The following is a 20,919-nucleotide window of genomic DNA, read 5'->3' on the forward strand; positions in this document are numbered from 1 at the left end:
TGAAGTTTTTTTCTTTAATCTAAAAAAATGTTAAATAGTGCTCAAACGATATAGTTGTATTTTTACTATCTTTGATAGGCATAAAAACTATCTTGAGCTAAGTAAAACATGAGAAGTAAATTATTTTTTAAGGGGATTTATGGTGATAACTCTATTGATATGGTTAGGGATATTATTCATATTACTCCTATGGAGATGACTGGAAAACGCCACGAATGGTATATTAAACCTCATGTGCATAGTGACCTTTTTCAGATTTTTGTGGTAGAAAGCGGCTCTTTGGAATTAATACTTAGTGAAGAAAGTCAAATTGTGGAAAGCGTTTCTTTTTTTTCTATTCCAAAAAATATTAGTCATGGGTTACGCATGAATGCAGATACCAAAGGATGGGTAATCTCACTTTATGACAAGTCATTGGAGAACATGTTAAAGCTTGATACGGATATTATTAATAAGATAGACGAAATTCATATTTCAAAACTGGATCAAAATGATAAATTAATCACTGATACTCTTGCGACTATTCATAAATGCATTGATGAATATTACTCTGACTTACCTGGGAAACAACATGCTTTGCAGTATTTGGTTGGAATGATGCTGTTGCGTTTGTATCGGATATTTGTAACTTCATCCGCTGTTAATCTTTCAGATAACAGAAATAAAATGTACTACAGACGCTTTGTTCAATTGATAAAGGAAATGAAATCTTTTAAAATAAGCGTTGAAGAATATGCTTCTCGACTAAACATCTCAAGCGGACATCTCAACCGAATTTGTAAAGATGTTTCTGGTTTGTCTCCCAAAGATGTTGTTATTAATTTTTTTATTGATGAAGCTAAAATTTACCTGCGCAATTTTGAAATGTCAATTGCTGAAATCTCGTATGAGTTGGATATCGAAGATCCCGCTTATTTTACGCGTTTATTTAAGAAAAGAACCGAGCTTACGCCTAAAGAATTCAGAAGTCAATTGGGAAGAAGGTAATTTTTGTATTTGTAATCTTCGCATCAAATAAAGGATAGTCCTCTGAATTGTGGGATTATTACAATTTCTTATAAAAATCTACTGCTATAAAAAAATCTAAACTTCACTTTAGTGGATGTATTGTGCTTGTTATCAATGTTTTTTGGAAGTTAAAAAGGATTCAAATTAATTACTATTTATTTTTAATTTGTTTGATTTGTCTCATTAATAGCTAATTAATCCAATTTTTAACTCTGATTTTCACTCTAAATTTGTGATAATAAAACAGTAAGTGAGTACTCAATTATTTACGAGTAAGTGCTTACTTCTGTAGCAATCAAATAAATTTAGATACGAAGCAATGAATAGTCCTATTATTGAAAAAATTGAAACCATTCTAGTTGATCTGCCAACAATTCGTCCGCATCATCTCTCGATGACCGTAATGAAAAAACAAACTATGGTTATCATTCGTTTGTTCTCTAGTGATGGAATTGAAGGAATTGGAGAAGCTACAACCATTGGTGGATTGAGTTACGGAGAGGAATCTCCAGAGAGTATGAAGCTCAACATCGATACGTATTTTGCTCCTTTATTACTGGGGCAGGATGCGACCAATATTCACAAAGCAATGTTTTGGATTGAAAAAAACATTAAAGGCAACCGAATTGCAAAATCAGGAATTGAAACAGCGCTTTTGGATGCTCATGGAAAACGATTGGGTGTTTCTGTCGCTACGTTATTAGGAGGAGCAATTACTGAAAATTTACCAGTTTTATGGACATTGGCCAGCGGAAATACACAACAGGATATTGAAGAAGCCGAACATCTTTTAGCTATTGGAAGACACAATACGTTCAAATTAAAAATTGGATGGCAAGCTCCGGAAATTTCAATCGCACACGTTGCAGCTATCAAAAAAGCAATGGGAGACAGAGCAAAAGTAACAGTGGATGTGAATCAGGCTTGGGATGAAAGTACCGCGAAAATAAGTATTGCAAAACTTCAAGAAGCAGGAATTGATCTTATCGAACAACCAATAGTTAAAGAAAATTTTGAAGGTTTGGCTCGTTTGACCAAAATGTTTACTGTGCCAATCATGGCCGATGAAGCGTTGAACGATAGTGCAGATGCTTACAAACTAGCCAAAATTAGAGGAGGAGATGTTTTTGCATTAAAAATAGGAAAATCAGGAGGATTGCATAATGTATTAAAAGTGGCTACTATTGCTGAAGCAGCCGACATCAGTTTGTATGGCGGAACCTTACTGGAAGGAACAATTGGCTCTGTGGCTTCTGCTCATGCTTTTAGTACTTTGAAAACAATGTCGTGGGGAACGGAACTTTTCGGGCCATTACTATTAACGGATGATATTGTAAAAACTAAAGTAGAATTTTCAAATGCTTCGATGAAAATTCCGCAAGGTCCGGGTTTAGGCCTGGAATTAGATTTGGATAAACTCAATCAATATAAACGCAAATAAAAATAGAACTATGTTATTCCACGTAGAAATGACCGTAAAAATTCCACATGATTCAGATGTGAATTTTGTAAATGAATTAAAAGCAAAAGAAAAGGCAATGTCTCAAGAGCTGCAGCGCAGCGGAAAATGGGTAGACATTTGGAGAATCGTAGGAAAGTATTCCAACATCAGTATTTTTAATGTAGAAAATCCAGCTGAACTTCATGAGATTCTGAGCAATTTACCACTTTTCCCTTTTATGGAAATTGAAGTAAAATCACTATGCAAACACTATTCTTCAATTAAAGGAGGAGCAGTTTAAACCATTTTAAATAATCAAAAAAACTATAATAAATTTAAAAAAAATATCATGACTAGAGCACAAATAGACGGATTGCTTCAAAAAATAGAAAGTACCGAAAAAATAGAAGGTGGAAGCGACAGAGTAAAAGCAATTGTAAATAGAATTCTTCGTGATTTGTTTTACACTATCGAAGATTTAGATATTCAACCGGATGAAGTTTGGACCGCAGTGAATTACCTGACACAAGCAGGTCAAAATGGAGAGTATGGATTAATTGCAGCGGGTTTAGGAATAGAACATTTCTTAGACTTACGCATGGATGAAGAAGAAGAAAAAGCAGGAATGACTGGTGGAACACCAAGAACGATTGAAGGACCGCTTTATGTTGCAGGCGCGCCAAAATCATTAGGTTTTGCACGTTTAGATGACGGAACTGAAGTAGAGCAAGGAGAAGTTTTTTTCATGCAGGGAAAAGTTTTGGATGATACTAACAATCCAATTCCGAATGCGATTGTAGAGGTTTGGCATGCTAATTTAAAAGGGAATTATTCTTATTTTGACCAATCACAAAGCGATTTTAATTTGCGCGGAACAATAGAAACGGATGAAAATGGAAATTATCAATTCCGCAGTATCCTCCCTTCTGGCTATGCCGTTCCTCCAGGAGGATCAACAGAAACTCTTTTAAGTGCCATTGGTCGTCACGGAAATCGCCCATCCCACGTGCATTTCTTTGTTTCAGCGCCAGGCTACAGAAAATTAACGACACAAATTAACTTTGAGGGTGACCCATACTTATGGGATGATTTCGCTTTCGCAACGCGCGAAGGCCTGGTTCCGGATCTTACCGTAATTACTGCTGCGGAAAAAATTAAAGAAAAAGGATTAGACAAGCCTTTTTCCTCAATCGATTTCGACTTCACATTGCATAGTGAAATTGAAGGAATTCATGATGCAGAAGTAGAACGATTGAGAGCTGAATCGGGAGTTTTATAAAAAAATAAACAGTCAATTGCCATTTTTCGAAATATTTTTTGGACTTGTAGAATCCCCGTGAGAATCCCCGTATGGAATCGATTTTTGTACTATTCTCATGGTGGTTTTACCCCAAAATAACTCCGGAGCGGGTAGGCTATGACTACTAAACAACAACACTAATGGAAAAATTAAATAAAGAATATGTAGAAAGCCTATTGGAACACAATGTTTCTAAAGGTCTTTATCGTCATAACAGAGAATCCTTTACCAATCCGGAGTTGTTCGAATTGGAAATGAAATATATTTTCGAAAATAATTGGGTGTACTTGGCTCATGAAAGTCAAATAACTGAAGCAAACGATTATTTCACTACTCATATTGGCAGACAACCCATCTTTATAGCGCGCAACAAAGAAGGGGAATTGAATGCCTTTATCAATGCATGCAGCCATAGGGGAGCACAGCTTTGTCGCTATAAAAAAGGGAATAAATCTACTTATACCTGTCCTTTTCACGGTTGGACTTTTAATAATTCTGGAAAATTACTAAAAGTAAAAGATGTAAAAGGTGCAGGATATCCGGAACAGTTCAACACAGAAGGTTCACATGATCTCAAAAAAGTGTCGCGATTTGAGTCGTACAAAGGATTTTTATTTGGTAGCTTAAATGCAGATTCTCCTTCATTGGAAGACTATCTCGGTGATACAATAAAGATTATTGATCAGATGGTGGATCAGGCTGAATTTGGATTGGAAGTGGTACGAGGAAGCTCTTCTTACACTTATGATGCAAACTGGAAAATGCAAATGGAAAATGGTGCTGATGGATACCATGTAAGCTCCGTGCACTGGAATTACGTGGCTACGATGGGTAACCGTAAAGAAGACGGCGTGCAAGCCGTAGATCCGAACGGATGGTCGAAAAGTGTAGGTGGTGTTTATGGTTTCGAAAATGGCCATATGCTTCTTTGGACAAAAATGCTGAATCCGGAAGTGCGCCCTCTTTATAGTCAATTGGATAGATTGAATACTACACTTGGTGCCGAAAAAACAAACTTTATTGTCAACGAAACCCGCAACTTGGCTATTTATCCAAATGTGTATTTGATGGATCAGTTTTCAACTCAAATTCGTGTAGTTCGACCGATTTCTGTCGACAAATCCGAAGTGACTATTTACTGTATGGCACCCAAAAATGAACCTGCAGCAGACCGTGCATTACGTATTCGCCAGTATGAAGATTTTTTCAATGTGACCGGAATGGGAACTCCTGATGATTTGGAAGAATTCAGATCCTGTCAGGAAAGTTATTTAGCAAAAATAATGCCGTGGAACGATGTTAGTCGTGGAGCAGAGCATTGGGTCTACGGTCCGGATGAACATGCAGCGGCTATGGGAATCAATCCAAAATTAAGCGGAATCAGAACCGAAGACGAAGGATTGTTCCTTATGCAGCACCAGTATTGGGCAGAGACTTTGAAAGAAGCTTTGGCAAAAGAGGAATTGATTAATCTAGAAAACCATTTGTAAAATGACTAATTACGATAAAATACAGGCATTTGTTTATCAGGAAGCGAGACGCTTAGACGACAAACAATGGGACGAGTGGCTTCAGCTATACGATGAAAATGTATCCTTTTGGATGCCGTCCTGGGATGATGAGGATAATTTAACAACAAATCATGAAACCGAGATTTCGTTGATTTATTATCCCAATAAAAATGGTTTGGAAGATCGTGTTTTTAGAATCAGAACCGAACGCTCCAGTGCTACTTTACCAGATACCAGAACAAGCCATAATTGCACAAATCTTGAAATTCTGGAGGAAAACCACGACGAGATTAAAATACGTTTTAACTGGAATACATTAAGCTTTAGATACAATAAATTGGATCAGTTTTTTGGTACTTCTTTCTACACTTTGAAAAAAGTGGAAGACTCATTTTTAATCACTACTAAAAAAGTCATACTTAAAAACGATTACATTCGACAAGTTCTTGACATATATCATATTTAAAATACAAAAGTAATGGCAAAAATAGCATTAAACTTTGAGGATGGAGTTACCCGATTTATAACCAGTTTACCCAATGAAACTGTAGCAGAAACTGCTTACCGTGTTGGGATAAATATTCCGTTAGATTGCGCTGATGGCGCTTGTGGTACTTGTAAATGTAAAATGAGATCAGGTAACTTTGATGCAGGGGACTACATCGAAGAAGCCTTATCAGATGAAGAAGCAGCCGCAGGTTTTGCGCTTGCTTGTCAAGTGAGACCAAAATCAGACCTTGTGGTTGATATTTTGGCGAGTTCTGCCGCCTGTAAAGTAAAATCTACGGCTATCACTACAGAAATAAAGGAATTAAACCGATTGTCTTCAGAAATTTACCAATTAAAATTGCGCGCTTCTGACGGCAGCCCTTTTCAATTTCTTCCGGGACAATATGTAAATATTGAAGTTCCGGGAACCTCACAAACCAGGTCGTATTCGTACAGTTCACAACCTGATGCCGGTGAAGGGGAGTTTTTAATCAAATTAGTCCCCGGAGGATTGATGAGTAGTTATCTAAAAGAGCAGGCGACGGTAGGTGGGGAACTAAACATTGTAACTCCTTTGGGAAGTTTTTATTTAAGAGAGGCTAAACGTGATTTAATCTTTATTGCAGGCGGTACAGGTATTGCACCTTTTATGGCCATGCTTGAACAACTTAAAGCAGAGAATAATACGACACCTATTCATTTGTTTTACGGAGCAACGACCGGGGAGAATGTAGTGGAGTTACAACGTTTGAAAGCGTTTAGTGAAATTATGCCATTGCAACTATTTACTTGCACTTCTGATGAACAAGCAGAAGGGCATGACAAAGGGTTTGTTACGCAATGGATTAACAAAGAGCTTCTCGGCGATAAAGCCTATGATATTTATATCTGTGGACCAAATGCCATGGTGGAAGCAGTAAAAACGACGCTTGACAAAGAGGCAATTCAACATGTTAATTTTTACATGGAAAAATTTGTTCCAACGGGTCAGGAAAATGTACAATTATAATTTTTTAAACAGAAAAATGCTTCACCCCAATAGATTTTCAGGTAAAGTGGCCATTGTTACAGGTGCTGCCCAAGGAATAGGAAAAACGGTTGCATTGCAACTTTTAGAGGAAGGCGGTTCCGTTGTACTGGTCGATCGTTCTCCAATAGTAAATGAAATAGCTTCACAATTGAGCAAAGACCAAAAAAATAAAGCACTTGCAATTGTTGCTGATCTGGAGCAATTTTCAGGCTTTCAGTCGGTCGTAAAACAGGCCGTTGCAAAGTTTGGCAGAATAGACATTTTGATTAACAATGTGGGAGGAACAATTTGGATGAAACCTTTTGCAACCTATGAGGAAGATCAAATAGAAAAAGAAATTCGTCGTTCGCTTTTCCCAACGCTTTGGGGATGTAGAGCCGTTCTTCCGGTAATGTTGGATCAAAAAGCAGGGGTAATCGTGAATGTTTCTTCGGTTGCCACCAGAGGAATTAATCGTGTTCCGTATGCTGCTGCAAAAGGGGGGGTAAATGCACTTACTGCTGCCATGGCATTCGAATATGCTGAACGAAACATTCGCGTGAATGCTGTTGCTCCCGGAGGTACAGCTGCTCCGGAGCGCTTGATTCCCCGCAATGAGACTCCAGATTCGGAACAGGAAAAAGTCTGGAAGCAAGAAGTGGCTGATCAAACTACATCGTCTAGTTTAATGAAACGATACGGAACAATTGAAGAACAAACTTCAGCAATACTTTTTCTGGCATCTGATGAAGCTTCGTATATCACAGGAATTACTATTCCCGTTGCTGGCGGTGATTTGGGTTAATAAAAAATAGAATAATGTCAAAAATGAAAAAGCAGAACACAGCACTAAATTACTTGTTTGATGATTTCAACAAGGAGCAAACATTGGTTTTTTCTAATTCATTAGGGACTGATCTTTCTATGTGGGATAGACAGATAGAGTTGCTAGGCCAAGAGTTTAATATTCTTCGGTACGATACAAGAGGGCACGGAAAAAGTGAAGTTACTGAAGGAGAATATTCGATCGAATTGCTGGGGAACGATGTGTTGGATTTACTGGAGCATCTGAAGATTGAAAGCGTAAATTTCTGCGGACTATCTATCGGCGGATTGATTGGACAATGGCTGGGAATTCATGCACCCGAGCGGTTAAACAAACTTATACTTTGTAATACTGCCGCAAAAATTGGAAATAATGAAGGCTGGAATACCCGAATTGAAACGGTTCAAAAAAAGGGTTTGGATAGTATTGTTTCAGGAACGCAAGGACGCTGGTTCACACCTGAATTTGTTAGCGAAAATAAAGCTAATGTTGCTTCCGTTTTAGCAACGTTTGTGCAAACGCCATTAGAAGGATATATTTCTTGTTGTGCCGCTGTTCGGGATGCTGATTTTACAGATGAAGTTTCAAAAATTTTGGTGCCAACCTTAATTATTTCAGGTACTGAGGATGCCGTAACAACAATAATAGATGGTGATTTTCTTATGGAAAGAATCCCAAATTCGATATTAGCAGCCTTAAAAACGGCTCATATTTCAAATATTGAAAAGGCAGATGATTTTACAAAACTACTTATTGAATTTATTAAAAATTAAACTATGAAAACAGTTCCACAAATAACGACCGAACAAGCCGCAGCATTTGTAAAAGATGGCGATACCTTATTGCAAGGTGGTTTTGGGATGACGGGAAATCCAGTTCATTTAATGGATGCTTTATCGAAAACTGAGACTAAAAACATCACTTTTATTGGAAACAATGTGGGAGAAGCGGGAATTGGGGGCGGACGTTTGTTGCGAAACGGACAATTAAAAAAAATGATTGGCTCTTTTTTTACAAGTAATCCCGAAGCGGTGAAAGCTGCTCAGGACGGAATTGTAGAATATGAATTGGTACCGCAGGGAACGTTGGCGGAAGCCTTAAGAGCCGGAGGAGCCGGAATAGGAGGTTTTTATACACCAACTGCTGCCGGAACGCCTATTGCAGAAGGAAAAGAGACTAAAATAATTGATGGTGTGGAACACGTTTTTGTCAAAGGAATTCGTGGAAACGTAGCCTTTATCAGAGCGTGGAAAGCGGATACGGCTGGAAATTTAATCTATCGTATGACAGAGCAAAATTTTAATCGCGCTATGGCAACAGCAGCTGATTTGGTTGTGGCTGAGGTGGAAGAAATAGTACCGGAAGGCACTTTAGATCCCAATTGTATTCACACACCTGGATGTTACATTGATTACTTAGTTCAGGCGACACTTTCTTTGGAAGACTTAGGTTCATCGGCATCGGTGAATAAAGGAAAAAAAGTGAGCGAAGACCGTATGAATATTGCTAAACGCGCTTTACAGGAATTGAAAAATGGTGATGTTGTAAATTTAGGAATCGGTATTCCAACTTTAGTTGCCGATTTAATTACACCAAAACACGGTGTTATTCTGCACACTGAAAATGGAATGTTAGGCGTTGGTCCGGAACCGGTAGACGGTGGAGGGGCAATGAATTACCCTGTTAACGCGGGAAAAATTCCAGTAACGGCAGTACCAGGAAGTAGTTATTTTGACAGTGCCGAATCTTTTGCAATGATACGTGGGAAACATGTTGATATTGCTGTAATGGGAGGTTTAGAAGTGGATGAACATGCCAACCTTGCGAATTGGGCTGTTCCAGGGCAGCCTTTATTAGGAGTTGGCGGAGCAATGGATTTGGCATCAGGTGCAAAAACGCTTATTATCACGATGAATCACAACAACCGAGATGGAAGTTCTAAAATTGTACCAACTTGTACATTGCCTTTAACAACATTGAATTCTGTTGATATGGTGATTACGGAATTGGCCGTTTTCAAATATATTGCAAACAAACTCACTTTAATAGAATTAATGCCAGGTGCAACATTGGAAGAGGTTCGAGAAAAAACGGAAGCAAAATTCGTGGAACAATTATCGTAAAAAGACTGTTAGAATAGGATTATCTTTAGTTTTTTAATTCCAATGAATCAAATAATAATCGAATGGTAAGCAAATTAATACGCTACAGTATCGGATCTGATTTAATTATTTATGGCTTCAAATGCATCATTGGTTTTTTAATCGGTTATCAATTGTATCTGCGCTTTCCCGAATATGAATTGTATTGGACGATGCTATCTATTATTTTGGTTATATCACCCGAAGCGAAAGATGCGCGTCGTTTGTCTATTGAACGCTTTAAATCTAATTTAATTGGTTCGGGAATAGGACTGCTTTGCTTTTTTATTCATGCTCCAAATGTTTATATGCTGGTGTTGGGTATTATACTTTCAATAGCCACTTGTTATTTTTTTAATCTAATGACTGTGGCGCGAACAGCAATTGTAGCGCTCATAATTGTATTAATTCATGAGCAAGAACAAATGTCATGGACAGGAGCAGTGGAACGGTTTATATCGGTCACTACTGGATGTTTTATTGGATTGTCAATAACAATTATTACATCGGCAATAATTAATTATTGGAGAAAAAAAGCAAACCTTCCACAAGAAGAATTATAATTTAAAAGTACTAAAAATGAATACAGAAGCATATATAATTGATGGAATCAGAACGCCTATAGGAAGTTTTGGCGGAACACTTTCTGCTGTAAGAGCAGATGATTTGGCGGCAATTGTCATTAAAGAATTAGTAAATAGGAATCCAAATATTCCGACTGATGCGATTGATGATGTAATCTTAGGTTGTCACAATCAAGCAGGAGAGGACAATCGCAACGTCGCCCGAATGGCATCTTTGTTAGCGGGATTACCAGTTACAGTTCCGGGAGAAACTGTTAATAGATTATGTGCTTCCGGGATGTCTGCAATTATTGCTGCAGCAAGAGCTATTAAATCTGGAGATGGCGATATTTTTATTGCCGGAGGAGTAGAGCACATGACCCATGGTCCAATGGTGATTTCAAAAGCATCAAAGGCATATGGAACCGATTCTAAAATGGAAGACTCCAGTTTTGGATGGCGTTTTGTTAATCCAAAAATGAAGCAAATGTATGGCGTTGATCCTATGGGAATCACAGCTGAAAATTTAGTGGATTTATATGATATCACTCGGGAAGACCAGGATATTTTCTCTTACAATTCACAACTGAAAGCGGCCAAAGCGCAAGAAAATGGTACGTTGACTCAGGAAATTACGCCAGTTAGCATTCCGCAGCGCAAAGGGGATGCAATTGTTTTTTCTAAAGATGAATTCATAAGAGCTGATACAACTGTAGAAACATTGGCTAAACTTAAACCAGCTTTCAAAGCAGATGGAACGGTTACTGCAGGAAATGCTTCAGGATTGAATGACGGTGCAGCGGCTACTTTTATTGCCTCTGAGAATGCGGTAAAAAAATACAAATTGAAACCATTAGCCCGAATAGTAAGTTCGGCCGTTGTAGGTGTTGAACCTCGAATTATGGGAATTGGTCCCGTTTCGGCAACGCAAAAAGCATTGGCGAAAGCGGGATTAACGTTGAATGATATTGATATTATTGAATTGAACGAAGCCTTTGCAGCACAGAGTTTAGCCTGTACCAGAGCTATGGGACTCCAAGATAATGATGCCAGAGTTAATGTGAATGGAGGTGCAATTGCTTTAGGACATCCACTAGGAATGTCGGGAACCAGAATTGTTTACAGTGCTGCTTTGTCATTGCAACGTTTACAAAAACGGTATGCTTTGGCGACCATGTGCATTGGTGTCGGACAAGGGTATGCAGTAATCATTGAAAGAGTTTAAAATATAAAACGCTCGCAATCTAAATAATTTACAGATGAGCAAAAAAAAGGATATACTTGACGCTGCGCTAAAACTGTTTACAGAAAATGGAGAGCGTGCGACTTCTACAAAATCAATAGCTTCTGAGGCGGAAACTTCAGAAGCATTGATTTTTAGGCATTTTGGTACTAAAGAAAAATTATTGGAGGAAATTATTAAAAATGGCTATCAAGATGCGACAAAAATAATTTCCAATTATTTAAACGACCAAAGCGGATTAGAATACATTTTAAAAATTGTTCAGGTGCCGCGAATATTAGTAGATTCGAATCCTGATTTTTGGAAAATGCAGCATAAAATCATTGCATTAAATTCACTTTCTCAAAAATATCACAGCATTTTTATGAAGCCTTGCTATGAAAAGCTGACCATAGCTTTTTCGAAGCTGCAATACAAAAATCCAACACTGGAAGCTGAATTGCTGCTGATTTACATCGACAGTATGTGGAAACATTTTGCGTCACAGCAATTGGATTCCAAAACGGAAAGTGCATTGACAGAACTAGTACAGCAGAAATATGAGAATTTCGATTAAGTAATGGAAATTCGGTTCGGTCGCATCTGACAATAACTTTTTATCTTTGGGCATATAAAACATTCGATCCATGAATATCAAAGGTCACTGCTATCCAAAATCTATTATTCTTCAAGCTGTATATTTCAAACTTAGATTTACCTTAAGCTATAGAGATGTTGAGGAAATAATGAAAATGAGGGGAGTTCAGGTTGACCATGCTACAATTCAGCGTTGGGTGTACAAGTTTAGTCCTTTTATCGTGGCGCAAATGAAAAAACGAAAACTAAGAGTTGGGAAAAGTTGGAGAATGGATGAAACCTATATAAAGGTTAAGGGTAAATGGTGTTATTTGTACAGAGCAGTTGATAAATCAGGTAACACAGTTGATTTCCTATTAACCAAGAGAAGGCAAAGGATGAGTGCCCAATCTTTTTTAATTAAGGCAATTGGTAATAATTGTAAACCAGGAATAATAAATATTGACAAGAGTGGATCAAACATAGGCGCTATTAGAGTTTATAATCAGCGTTCGTTTTCTAAAATAGTGATCCGGCAATGTAAATACTTGAACAACATTGTCGAACAAGATCATCGTTTTATCAAGTGGAGAATTCTAAATGGATTAGGATTTAAAAATTTTGAATCAGCTAAAAGAACGTTAAGTGGAATTGAAGTTGTACATATGTTAAGAAAGAAACAGATGATTAATCCAAGTATAACTATGTTTAAATCATTCTGTTCATTGGTAGCATAACCCACCGAAAGCAATAATAAGTAGATTTATAATCGACAGCTGCGACAGAACCATTTTTAAGGATTAAACGCTCGATTCATCAACTCCTGTTCACTTCTTGAAATTCCTATTTCTTTGGCTATAGTTTTCCAGTTGCTTGTTACTTGAAGTACTTCTTGCATAATAGCTTCCATTTGTTGCTTTTTTAAGCGGAAATATTCGCCTACGCTTTTTGCTAATTCAAAATCAAGGTCATTGTTATCGGTATCTATGTTTAAAGCTAAACCCTCTTTGTCAATAGATGGATTAAGGTCATATGCCGGTGATAGTATCCAACCTTCTTTTGTTAGTATGAAACCGTGATTTCTTAAATGGTCGTCTGTATTGGAAATAGCAATATTGAAGATTATTCTGCGCCATAGCTGATGTAAGTTAGCTTCTATGTTTGTGCCATAATTGCTAATAAATTCAGCAATGTCCAAGTAACTTGCCTGATTGTCACGAATTGTATCTTCATTGTTAGCTGTCATTGTCATTGCAGAAGCAAAATGTATCCTTTTTCCGTTTTCCCTGTCAAAGCGTTTTGTGAAAAAAGTATGGTAATTACCCATTATTTTTTCTATTCGGCATGGTGCCATTTCTATTCCAGCATTTATTGCCAGTTGATAGGCTAAGAATTCCCACGCAGCTTTATCTGTTGTATCTGTTTTAGATGGGAATTTGGCAATCCAAAGACTTTTATCAGCATCTAAGACATTAGCTTTTGGTCTTGCTCCGCCTAATGAAGAACCTAGTGCCATTAAAACGGATAACCATTTTTTTTACCTCATCATTATCGTCGTTATTTTCAAAATTAGCGGCTGCGTTTTGCAACTCGCGAATGGATGACCATGGTGGAGTTGAAGCTGTTTTATTGTTGTCTAGGAAATCTCCTTCGGGGTTTATTTTAAAACGTAATGCTCCCATACGGCTTTCATCATAAACGCCTAAAAGGAAATCAATATCGTACAGTGTTGGTGTTTTTTCTCCTTTTTCTTTTGCCCATTGTGCAGCTCTTCGCTTCATTAGTGTTCGTCCCCAAGTGTCGGGCATACTGTCTAGGAATATGCCAAAGTTTTCTTTTTTATTTGGGTATTGTGGACCACCGTATAATTGAATATCAGGGTCAAGTATAAATTTTTGCTCTGATTTAAGCCACTCATTATCATATTCAAAGCTGAATGCTTTTTTACCTTTGGCTTGTTGTGCCGATAGGATTCCAATGATTTTTGGTTCGGTCATTTCTTTCCAATGTGCGTAAACGTATATGTTAGTTTTGTTGGTGGACATTATGGATGGTTAGATTTTGCATTTGTACAGTTTGTTCGGGATGAACAATATTATTTCAGTAGTTCAAGATCTTGGAGTTTTCTTCCTAGTTCATCATCTGAAGCGAGTTTAAGAAAATCATCTTGAAGCCCCAATACTCTTAGTACATTAAAATAAGCTCCAATAGCAACACTAGGATTACCTTTTTCTATTTGATATAAAGTAGTCCTAACAATATCAGCTCTTTCGGCTACTTGAATAGCAGTTAGCTTTCTTCTTTTCCTAGCTAGCTTTATGTTTTCTCCCATCTGTTCTAATGTCATTTGGTGCTTAGGAAAAATGGTTTGTTTTTTTCTATTCATTTTACTAAATGTTCATTATTATGAACAAAAATAGTCTTTATGTTCATAATAACAAACATTTTTATATGTTTTTATTCTTTAGTAGATACTGTTGTATCATCTTTATAACTATCAATAGCAATTACTATTTTTAAGTATTATTGTTTTACTATCTCTGGTAAATTCTCTTTCTATTTAGAATATACTACACAATGTGTTGTAGAAAAGTGCAAATGAAATATTCAATAACGATAGTGAAGTAATAACAATTTTACTCTCGTTTTGTTGAGTATTCCGAGGAAAGTGAACGTCTTATTCCTGCACAAAGTGAGTTTAAAAATTATCTTTCTTTAACTATCAATTTAAATTGAATTTTAAAATTTGCAAAAATATATCTTCAATCGAATTAAATAATATAGACATGAAACCAAAGGCTATAGCACAGTTATGCCACACTTCTCTTAGAGAATGGTATTGATTGAAGTGATATACAGAAATTATTAAGATACAATAGTAATAAAACGACAAAGATTTACCCCATGTAAATACGAAAAGCCGGCAACTAATAAAAAGCCCGCTCGCTGATTTGTAATAAAAATATTATGTATATATTTGAAGATAATCCGCTACCTTATAGCGATTATCTACCCGATTTTGGGTGTATACTCGCTATAAGATAGCGGGTATACACAAGTTGTAGGCAATGCTAACGAAGACCAAGACAATTCAAAACAATTTTTAAATTAAACCAAAATGAACATTAACTTATTTCTTTGGTTATTATTAATAACTGTACCAGAAATGGTGTTTTCTCAATCGGCCGACTTTACCATTCAAGATGTAAAGTTTGAAAGTCAAGGCGTCACTCTTGCAGGCTCGATTTTAACGCCTAAAAAAACATTTGCAGCAGTTGTAATTGTTCATGGGTCTGATCCTGTAAAAAGAGAAATGGAGTTCGCTAAACGTCTTGCCAAAGAAGGTATTGCTGTATTGACATATGATAAACGTGGAGTTGGTGAATCAGGCGGTGTATATATAGGACCATCTGTTGGCACGAATAATATTGACACAACTAATCTTAATTTATTATCTTACGATGCAAGTTCAGCAGTAAATACATTTCGAACCTATTTGAAAGATAAAAAAACACCAATTGGATTAGTTGGCTTCAGTCAAGCAGGATGGATAATCCCAATTGCTGCAAGTAAAAATCCACAAATAGAATTTATGGTTTTATTTAGTTGTCCTACAATTACAACTCTAGAACAACTTCGATTTCAGTTTTATACTAATGGAAACAATAATTTTTGGGAAAATCATACAGAATCAGATGCTCGTGAACATACTAAAGATGACCCAGACAGGTATCAATTCGTGGCGACTGACCCAAAAATTTCTCTGAACACTCTTTCAATTCCAGGACTTTGGCTTTTTGGTGAGAAAGATATACAGATTCCAGTAAAGTTGTGTATGGAGCAATTAAATACATTAAAAGCTCAAGGCAAACCTTTCGAATATACCTTGTTTTCAACATTAGGACACAATACTACTTCTGGCAATATTACAGCACCAATTGATATTTCAATTCAATGGATAATACAGAAAGCTTTGAACATTAAGAAGTCTAAAGTATCAAAATAAAGCACAGCCTACAGCTACAACAATGGATTTGGACAATTGGCTTAATAGAAAAATGAATTTGTATTTGGGATGTTTAGGCAATCCGAAAATAAGGCTTAATTTAGTCCCAAACCAAGAACCGACACGGATAGACAAAAATTAAAGATATTTAAATGAAACAAAAATTAGTGATTATAACAATGGGACTTTTTTCGTTATTCGGTTGTGGACAAGAAAGCAGTCTGACAAAAGTTGTCGAACTCCTATTCACAGTCGAACACTTTAATGATTAGAGTATGAAAAAGAAGAAAAATCGGGTATTGAAGAACTTCAAAAGGAATTTGGGCTATTGACTGACCGAATTACTCTTAGTAAGGAAAAGAATATTGCTTTTTTACGGGGTATTTACGGAGTAAATACGGAAGAAATACGGAAGAAACATAACGAAAAAGCATTTTTTGTTTTAGAATTAATCTCCATTAAACCTGATTTAACTCGCCAAAATATTGCAGATCTACTTGGGATTTCGCTGAGTACAATTGAAAAAAATATTAAGAAATTGAGAGATACCCACATAATTGAGAAAGAGGGTACAGACAAAATAGGTTATTGGAAAATAATAGAACAAAAATGAAATTCACGGAAACATAATTAGAAAAGTTTTGCTTGGACATTATAATGGAGATGGGAAAACCGATTTTATTATCCCTAAAGCATATGGTTCAACGGAGTGATACAAATATTCCTCCCCACGGATTAGTTTCATAAAGAAGGTTCAAACGTATTTTCGGATTCCTTTTAACCAAAATACTACTTTAATTTCTTATAGTTATATGGCCTCTGATTATATAATAAACAATATTTTCGATTATTTGCATTTTGGGACAAATCTGACAAGTAAGATACAATTATTATTTCAACACATGGAATTATAAAAAAGACTGACAAAATATTTAGAGCTTTAAATGCAAAAATCAATTTTAATGTTGAATTGCTAAATCAGAAAGTTGTAATTCAATAATTTGCCGAATGTGGATATTCCGGGGAAAGGGCTCTGTCGCATCCGAAAATATCATAACAGTCTTATTTTTAAATCAATTCCTTATATGGAACCGTTTTGTATAAAAGAATCGTGGAAGTAGCACCGCAGTTGATGGCAAGAAATTCCTGTGATATGTTACAATCTTAAATAAACAACTTTTCTTATTTCAGCACAATTCTTTTGCTATATTTGTTTTTAATCGAACTGAAGTTTTTCACAGACTGACGTTGTAGGGCATAACTTCGCAAAATCAAGACCTATATAAACAATTACAAAAATGAACTTAGATTTTTTTTTTCAACTGAATTGATTCTTGAAAACGAGTCAATTTTATTGCGCCCTTTATCCATTAATGATATCGACAAAATAGAATCTATAAGCTATAATAAAGAATTAGGTGAATTTGGAGCAAGAGTAAAAAACAGAATTGATTTAATGGATTATTTTAAGTTCTGTCTAAATTCAAAAAAAGAAAAAGAACTTTACCCTCTAATAATTATTAGAAAGGAAGATAATAGTCCAATAGGATTGACAATGTTTGGAAATTTTAGTTTTCAGAATAAGAGATTAGAAATAGGCTGGACTTGGATTGGTAAAAAGTTTCAAGGAACAGGTATAAATGCAATTTGCAAAGAACTTCTCTTAGATTATTGTTTTAACACTCTAAATTTAAGAAGAGTAGAATTTAAGATCGATATAAAAAACCTAAAATCACAAAAGGCAATAGAAAAAATTGGAGCCATTAAAGAAGGATTTTTAAGAAAGTACAACATTCAATCTTATGGAGAAAGTGAAGGAACTTACGTTTATAGTATTCTAAAAGAAGAATGGAAAAATTGATTGCCTCAAAACGTATATAAGGGCAGAAAAATACCGTAACCAACTCATTTTTAACTGTAATTCCTTAAATGGAACGCTTTTTTAAAAAAGAATCGTGTGAGTAGCACTGTATCGAACACCCACAATGCCTAGTGTATTTTCTCATAACATGCTATTAATGAAGGATGAATGGTATCTTGTTTATGCAAAAAAACGGGATGATTTTGCAATCAGCCCGTTGAGTGGAGTCGCCGAGAATCGAACCTAAGTCCGAAAACCCGCACTATTACCGATATTTTACTTTGTAAAATCAGATGTGCCACGATTTTGCCACAAATTTAAAAAGTCCTTGAAATCCTTGTTATTTTAAACTTTCCTGCAGTAAGCTGATTGACTTTAAAAGAACGACATAATACATAATGATTACTACAAAAGTAAACATTATTTAGGAACTATAAACTTATTGGCAAGTAATTAGTGCATTCAAATCATATTTGCTACTTCTACTTGTAGTGTTAAAAGTGTTGTGCCTATTGCCGAACAAATTCTGAATATAGGTTCTCAGATGGCAAAGTTTAGCAATATACTATGATTTATGATATAGAATTTTGAGTATATGTCAATTCAGAAAAAGCCTTACTGAGATTTGTAAGGCTTTATTGTTATTTCCACTTCACTTCGATATCCGGGATGGTAGGATGGCCGGTAATTGATATACCCCATTTTCTGTAACTCCTTAAAGTATTTATGATAGGTTGGTAAGGTGCTGATATGTGAAAGTGACATTATTTTGCTGCGACTTACTTTAATTATCTTCTCATGCCCTTGTCTATAGCCAAGGCAAAGAATAGCACTTAAAAGTGCGAAATGCCAAACATTAAGCCTGGGATCCTCCTCTAAAATGGAAAGGTATTTTGAAAGATTTTGCAGTTTCATATTAGTTTTCATCGTTGAACAGATTCATTAAATCTGATTTATTATAATAGTAAGAGCCTAAAACTTTTTTAAAGCGTACTTTTCCTGTTATTCGAAGATTCTGTAACGATGCTGGTGACATATCCATAAGTTTTCTGACAACTCGGCTTTTAAGCCATTCTGGATGTAGATAGTCGTTTTTAGTATCTTTATTGTCCTTTATGATTTGTTTGAGTTGCTCCGCCAGTGATAAGCCAAATTGCCTTAGATCATCTTTTGTTATATTGCCATTCATAAGTCACCTTCTATCTTTATTTGTTAAGTAGTGGGTAAAGTTAAGGAGTCATTTTTCTGATTGTTGAAAGGGGCGTTTTATGTCCTTGTTAGGCTTTTAATGCCAGAGAGTAAGCATTTGGATGTGTTCGACTTTTTTGAAAGTGAATACTGAAGAAATATGATAATACTTAAAAAAAAGAGTCAGTAGATATTTGAAGAAGAACCCCTTTCACTGGAATAGGTAATTAGTGCAAAACAGTGAAAACCTCTTTTACTTTCGATGTCGAACTAAAAAAATTCAAATTATGAGCGATCAAACTTTAGATAAACCACAATCTTCGATGCAGAAATTAACACCCAGTGTTTACGGAGCTTTACAGATTTTCAGGTACAAATAAGGTACTAATCTGAACAAAATAATGCGAAATATAAACAAACAAATATCTGTACATTTTCTGATGGCGCTTTTTTGAGCCCCATAAATATTTGAAAGAACACATTTTCAAAGTGGTTATTGCAATGTTATAAAATATTACCAATCATAAAAATATTTTTTTTGCATAGGCATTGTTCAATTTGGTCGAATCCCCAAAACTTATAGTTTTTATAGTTAATCATCTTGCTCGGTAGGGTCGGTGAGGGTGCAAGCAAATACCTTATGCGGATGTTAGCTTTTTTTGATAGCTGAAAATTATGAAGTAATGTGTTTTACCAAAAATAATTTCACATAAACTCGGTAATACCTACAAATGGACCAACTGAAACCGTGTTCAAAATGTTGGTAAAAACATATAAATCTCCTAACATTACGCAAAAAATATTAAATAAAAAAGTAAATAAGGATATAAGGATTTAACAGAAATAAACTCAATCTCCCAAAACCGCTCGAGGCAACTTTAGCAATCTAAAAATATTTAAACATTTTTTGAAGCAACCTTATCAAATTTGCTTCAACTTATTTTAGTATGATTATCATTAACTGAAATAGTGGCACCATTCTTTTTTTATACTCTAACATTACTATTATTTCATAAATATATTTTAACTAAATATCACTAAAAGTGGGTATTGTGGATGCGAATGAATTACTTTATAATTGTCAGAATATTTTTTATAAATTTAATATAAATGAGAAAGAAATGATTATATCTTCTTCTTTTTTAACAACTTGAATTTTAAAAAATCTTACCACTGTTCTTTTATCACTTTGGATCTGCCAAAATACTTTTAATAAAAATTGCACAGAGGTAATACCGATTAGTTTATGCTTACACAATAATAAAACCAAAAAACATGAAAAAAGTACATTACAGTAACAATTTAAAAATATAAATATGAAACATTTTATACTATTGATATTACTTGGATTTTCTATTTTGGCTACTGCCCAAGATAAAATTATATTTGAATATGATAATGCGGGCAACCAAATAAAACGATATCTATGTATCAATTGTCCTCCCGGAACAGGGAAAACTTCGAATGTTTCACCAAAAGAGATAACAGCCTTGAAAGAAGAAGAGTTACAAAAATTTTTCCCTGAAGATGTTATTTCCTATTACCCTAATCCAGTAAAAGAGGAATTGTATATCAAATGGGAACTTATAAAAGACAATCTAGTAACTTCAATTCAAGTATACGGATTGAGTGGGCAATTGCTGAAATCCTATTCGGGATTAGAGAAAAATAATACTCAAAACATTCCTTTTCAATCATATCCATCAGGCACCTATGCTGTTGTGTTGTTTTATAGTAACGGCGAACAAAAATCTATTAAAATTATTAAACAATAAAAT

General features: G+C 35.4%; 23 protein-coding genes. 18 read left to right on the forward strand and 5 right to left on the reverse strand.

From position 1 onward, the window contains the following. Window positions 1–108: 108 nt before the first annotated feature. The 14 genes from ACNQGN_RS15145 (at window position 109) to ACNQGN_RS15210 (ending at window position 12,823) form a co-directional block, all read left to right on the forward strand. The gene (locus ACNQGN_RS15145) at window positions 109–987 is read left to right on the forward strand and encodes an AraC family transcriptional regulator (RefSeq protein ID WP_417988665.1); all 879 of its coding nucleotides are present in this window, start codon (window positions 109–111) and stop codon (window positions 985–987) included. A 340-nt stretch (window positions 988–1,327) separates the two neighbouring features. After that, window positions 1,328–2,449 carry a muconate/chloromuconate family cycloisomerase gene (locus tag ACNQGN_RS15150; RefSeq protein WP_417988666.1) on the forward strand — a complete coding sequence of 374 codons (1,122 nt, stop codon included), beginning with the start codon at window positions 1,328–1,330 and terminating at the stop codon, window positions 2,447–2,449. A gap of 10 nt (window positions 2,450–2,459) precedes the next feature. Continuing rightward, window positions 2,460–2,750 (forward strand): muconolactone Delta-isomerase, encoded by a 291-nt coding sequence (catC, locus tag ACNQGN_RS15155; RefSeq protein ID WP_417988667.1) that lies wholly within the window; start codon window positions 2,460–2,462, stop codon window positions 2,748–2,750. Between the two features lie 48 nt (window positions 2,751–2,798). Further along, the gene (catA, locus tag ACNQGN_RS15160) at window positions 2,799–3,728 is read left to right on the forward strand and encodes a catechol 1,2-dioxygenase (RefSeq protein WP_417988668.1); all 930 of its coding nucleotides are present in this window, start codon (window positions 2,799–2,801) and stop codon (window positions 3,726–3,728) included. Window positions 3,729–3,889: 161 nt separating this feature from the next. Continuing rightward, a complete protein-coding gene (locus tag ACNQGN_RS15165; RefSeq protein WP_417988669.1) occupies window positions 3,890–5,239 on the forward strand; it encodes a Rieske 2Fe-2S domain-containing protein in 1,350 nt (449 codons plus the stop codon). A 1-nt stretch (window position 5,240) separates the two neighbouring features. Further along, window positions 5,241–5,726 (forward strand): benzoate 1,2-dioxygenase small subunit, encoded by a 486-nt coding sequence (gene benB / locus ACNQGN_RS15170; protein WP_417988670.1) that lies wholly within the window; start codon window positions 5,241–5,243, stop codon window positions 5,724–5,726. Window positions 5,727–5,738: 12 nt separating this feature from the next. After that, the gene (gene benC / locus ACNQGN_RS15175; RefSeq protein ID WP_417988671.1) at window positions 5,739–6,758 is read left to right on the forward strand and encodes a benzoate 1,2-dioxygenase electron transfer component BenC; all 1,020 of its coding nucleotides are present in this window, start codon (window positions 5,739–5,741) and stop codon (window positions 6,756–6,758) included. A gap of 16 nt (window positions 6,759–6,774) precedes the next feature. After that, a complete protein-coding gene (locus ACNQGN_RS15180) occupies window positions 6,775–7,563 on the forward strand; it encodes a 1,6-dihydroxycyclohexa-2,4-diene-1-carboxylate dehydrogenase (RefSeq protein WP_417988672.1) in 789 nt (262 codons plus the stop codon). 23 nt (window positions 7,564–7,586) lie between these two features. Next, complete coding sequence (gene pcaD, locus ACNQGN_RS15185; protein ID WP_417988673.1) at window positions 7,587–8,357, forward strand: 3-oxoadipate enol-lactonase; 771 nt, start codon at window positions 7,587–7,589, stop codon at window positions 8,355–8,357. Between the two features lie 3 nt (window positions 8,358–8,360). After that, entirely contained in the window at window positions 8,361–9,707 is a 1,347-nt protein-coding gene (locus ACNQGN_RS15190) for a 3-oxoacid CoA-transferase (RefSeq protein WP_417988674.1), read from the forward strand. A 62-nt stretch (window positions 9,708–9,769) separates the two neighbouring features. Next, entirely contained in the window at window positions 9,770–10,288 is a 519-nt protein-coding gene (locus tag ACNQGN_RS15195) for an FUSC family protein (protein ID WP_417988675.1), read from the forward strand. Window positions 10,289–10,304: 16 nt separating this feature from the next. Beyond that, window positions 10,305–11,513 (forward strand): 3-oxoadipyl-CoA thiolase, encoded by a 1,209-nt coding sequence (gene pcaF, locus ACNQGN_RS15200; protein ID WP_417988676.1) that lies wholly within the window; start codon window positions 10,305–10,307, stop codon window positions 11,511–11,513. Between the two features lie 34 nt (window positions 11,514–11,547). Then, window positions 11,548–12,087 carry a TetR/AcrR family transcriptional regulator gene (locus ACNQGN_RS15205; protein ID WP_417988677.1) on the forward strand — a complete coding sequence of 180 codons (540 nt, stop codon included), beginning with the start codon at window positions 11,548–11,550 and terminating at the stop codon, window positions 12,085–12,087. A 70-nt stretch (window positions 12,088–12,157) separates the two neighbouring features. Continuing rightward, complete coding sequence (locus tag ACNQGN_RS15210) at window positions 12,158–12,823, forward strand: IS6 family transposase (protein WP_417988678.1); 666 nt, start codon at window positions 12,158–12,160, stop codon at window positions 12,821–12,823. Between the two features lie 56 nt (window positions 12,824–12,879). Here the strand turns inward: ACNQGN_RS15210 and ACNQGN_RS15215 are convergent, their stop codons facing one another. Genes ACNQGN_RS15215 through ACNQGN_RS15225 form a run of 3 tightly spaced genes read right to left on the reverse strand, consistent with a single transcriptional unit; the run spans window position 12,880 to window position 14,472 of the window. Then, window positions 12,880–13,602, reverse strand: a complete 723-nt coding sequence (locus ACNQGN_RS15215; protein ID WP_417988679.1) for a type II toxin-antitoxin system HipA family toxin — start codon at window positions 13,600–13,602, stop codon at window positions 12,880–12,882. Next, window positions 13,559–14,131 carry a HipA N-terminal domain-containing protein gene (locus ACNQGN_RS15220; protein ID WP_417988680.1) on the reverse strand — a complete coding sequence of 191 codons (573 nt, stop codon included), beginning with the start codon at window positions 14,129–14,131 and terminating at the stop codon, window positions 13,559–13,561. The genes ACNQGN_RS15215 and ACNQGN_RS15220 overlap by 44 nt, the downstream gene beginning before the upstream one ends. A gap of 50 nt (window positions 14,132–14,181) precedes the next feature. Next, entirely contained in the window at window positions 14,182–14,472 is a 291-nt protein-coding gene (locus ACNQGN_RS15225) for a helix-turn-helix domain-containing protein (protein ID WP_417988681.1), read from the reverse strand. A 732-nt stretch (window positions 14,473–15,204) separates the two neighbouring features. Between ACNQGN_RS15225 and ACNQGN_RS15230 the strand changes: the two genes are divergently transcribed. The 3 genes from ACNQGN_RS15230 to ACNQGN_RS15240 all read left to right on the forward strand — a co-directional run bounded on the left by ACNQGN_RS15230 (window position 15,205) and on the right by ACNQGN_RS15240 (window position 17,953). Next, window positions 15,205–16,092, forward strand: a complete 888-nt coding sequence (locus tag ACNQGN_RS15230) for an alpha/beta hydrolase family protein (protein WP_417988682.1) — start codon at window positions 15,205–15,207, stop codon at window positions 16,090–16,092. A 328-nt stretch (window positions 16,093–16,420) separates the two neighbouring features. Then, window positions 16,421–16,705, forward strand: coding sequence for a helix-turn-helix domain-containing protein (locus ACNQGN_RS15235; protein ID WP_417988683.1), 285 nt, complete (start codon window positions 16,421–16,423; stop codon window positions 16,703–16,705). Window positions 16,706–17,419: 714 nt separating this feature from the next. Next, window positions 17,420–17,953, forward strand: a complete 534-nt coding sequence (locus tag ACNQGN_RS15240) for a GNAT family N-acetyltransferase (RefSeq protein ID WP_417988684.1) — start codon at window positions 17,420–17,422, stop codon at window positions 17,951–17,953. Between the two features lie 615 nt (window positions 17,954–18,568). Here ACNQGN_RS15240 and ACNQGN_RS15245 read toward each other — a convergent pair. After that, window positions 18,569–18,880, reverse strand: a complete 312-nt coding sequence (locus ACNQGN_RS15245; RefSeq protein ID WP_417988685.1) for a hypothetical protein — start codon at window positions 18,878–18,880, stop codon at window positions 18,569–18,571. Beyond that, a complete protein-coding gene (locus ACNQGN_RS15250; RefSeq protein ID WP_417988686.1) occupies window positions 18,870–19,142 on the reverse strand; it encodes a DNA-binding protein in 273 nt (90 codons plus the stop codon). The genes ACNQGN_RS15245 and ACNQGN_RS15250 overlap by 11 nt, the downstream gene beginning before the upstream one ends. Window positions 19,143–20,457: 1,315 nt before the next feature. On the opposite strand from ACNQGN_RS15250, the gene ACNQGN_RS15255 reads away from it, so the two are divergent. After that, window positions 20,458–20,916, forward strand: a complete 459-nt coding sequence (locus tag ACNQGN_RS15255) for a T9SS type A sorting domain-containing protein (RefSeq protein ID WP_417988687.1) — start codon at window positions 20,458–20,460, stop codon at window positions 20,914–20,916. Window positions 20,917–20,919: the final 3 nt, after the last annotated feature.

The sequence above is a fragment of the Flavobacterium rhamnosi genome (genome assembly GCF_048286515.1).
Lineage (GTDB): Bacteria > Bacteroidota > Bacteroidia > Flavobacteriales > Flavobacteriaceae > Flavobacterium.

Excerpts from the sequence above, each read along its gene's own strand:
- ACNQGN_RS15250 (WP_417988686.1), bottom strand. The coding sequence starts at position 19,142 with ATGAATGGCAATATAACAAAAGATGATCTAAGGCAATTTGGCTTATCA.
- ACNQGN_RS15190 (WP_417988674.1), top strand. The coding sequence starts at position 8,361 with ATGAAAACAGTTCCACAAATAACGACCGAACAAGCCGCAGCATTTGTA.
- ACNQGN_RS15245 (WP_417988685.1), bottom strand. The coding sequence starts at position 18,880 with ATGAAAACTAATATGAAACTGCAAAATCTTTCAAAATACCTTTCCATT.
- catC (WP_417988667.1), top strand. The coding sequence starts at position 2,460 with ATGTTATTCCACGTAGAAATGACCGTAAAAATTCCACATGATTCAGAT.
- pcaD (WP_417988673.1), top strand. The coding sequence starts at position 7,587 with ATGAAAAAGCAGAACACAGCACTAAATTACTTGTTTGATGATTTCAAC.
- ACNQGN_RS15180 (WP_417988672.1), top strand. The coding sequence starts at position 6,775 with ATGCTTCACCCCAATAGATTTTCAGGTAAAGTGGCCATTGTTACAGGT.
- ACNQGN_RS15220 (WP_417988680.1), bottom strand. The coding sequence starts at position 14,131 with ATGTCCACCAACAAAACTAACATATACGTTTACGCACATTGGAAAGAA.
- pcaF (WP_417988676.1), top strand. The coding sequence starts at position 10,305 with ATGAATACAGAAGCATATATAATTGATGGAATCAGAACGCCTATAGGA.
- ACNQGN_RS15230 (WP_417988682.1), top strand. The coding sequence starts at position 15,205 with ATGAACATTAACTTATTTCTTTGGTTATTATTAATAACTGTACCAGAA.
- benB (WP_417988670.1), top strand. The coding sequence starts at position 5,241 with ATGACTAATTACGATAAAATACAGGCATTTGTTTATCAGGAAGCGAGA.
- benC (WP_417988671.1), top strand. The coding sequence starts at position 5,739 with ATGGCAAAAATAGCATTAAACTTTGAGGATGGAGTTACCCGATTTATA.
- ACNQGN_RS15210 (WP_417988678.1), top strand. The coding sequence starts at position 12,158 with ATGAATATCAAAGGTCACTGCTATCCAAAATCTATTATTCTTCAAGCT.
- ACNQGN_RS15165 (WP_417988669.1), top strand. The coding sequence starts at position 3,890 with ATGGAAAAATTAAATAAAGAATATGTAGAAAGCCTATTGGAACACAAT.
- catA (WP_417988668.1), top strand. The coding sequence starts at position 2,799 with ATGACTAGAGCACAAATAGACGGATTGCTTCAAAAAATAGAAAGTACC.
- ACNQGN_RS15195 (WP_417988675.1), top strand. The coding sequence starts at position 9,770 with ATGGTAAGCAAATTAATACGCTACAGTATCGGATCTGATTTAATTATT.
- ACNQGN_RS15225 (WP_417988681.1), bottom strand. The coding sequence starts at position 14,472 with ATGAATAGAAAAAAACAAACCATTTTTCCTAAGCACCAAATGACATTA.
- ACNQGN_RS15215 (WP_417988679.1), bottom strand. The coding sequence starts at position 13,602 with ATGGCACTAGGTTCTTCATTAGGCGGAGCAAGACCAAAAGCTAATGTC.
- ACNQGN_RS15150 (WP_417988666.1), top strand. The coding sequence starts at position 1,328 with ATGAATAGTCCTATTATTGAAAAAATTGAAACCATTCTAGTTGATCTG.
- ACNQGN_RS15145 (WP_417988665.1), top strand. The coding sequence starts at position 109 with ATGAGAAGTAAATTATTTTTTAAGGGGATTTATGGTGATAACTCTATT.
- ACNQGN_RS15205 (WP_417988677.1), top strand. The coding sequence starts at position 11,548 with ATGAGCAAAAAAAAGGATATACTTGACGCTGCGCTAAAACTGTTTACA.
- ACNQGN_RS15255 (WP_417988687.1), top strand. The coding sequence starts at position 20,458 with ATGAAACATTTTATACTATTGATATTACTTGGATTTTCTATTTTGGCT.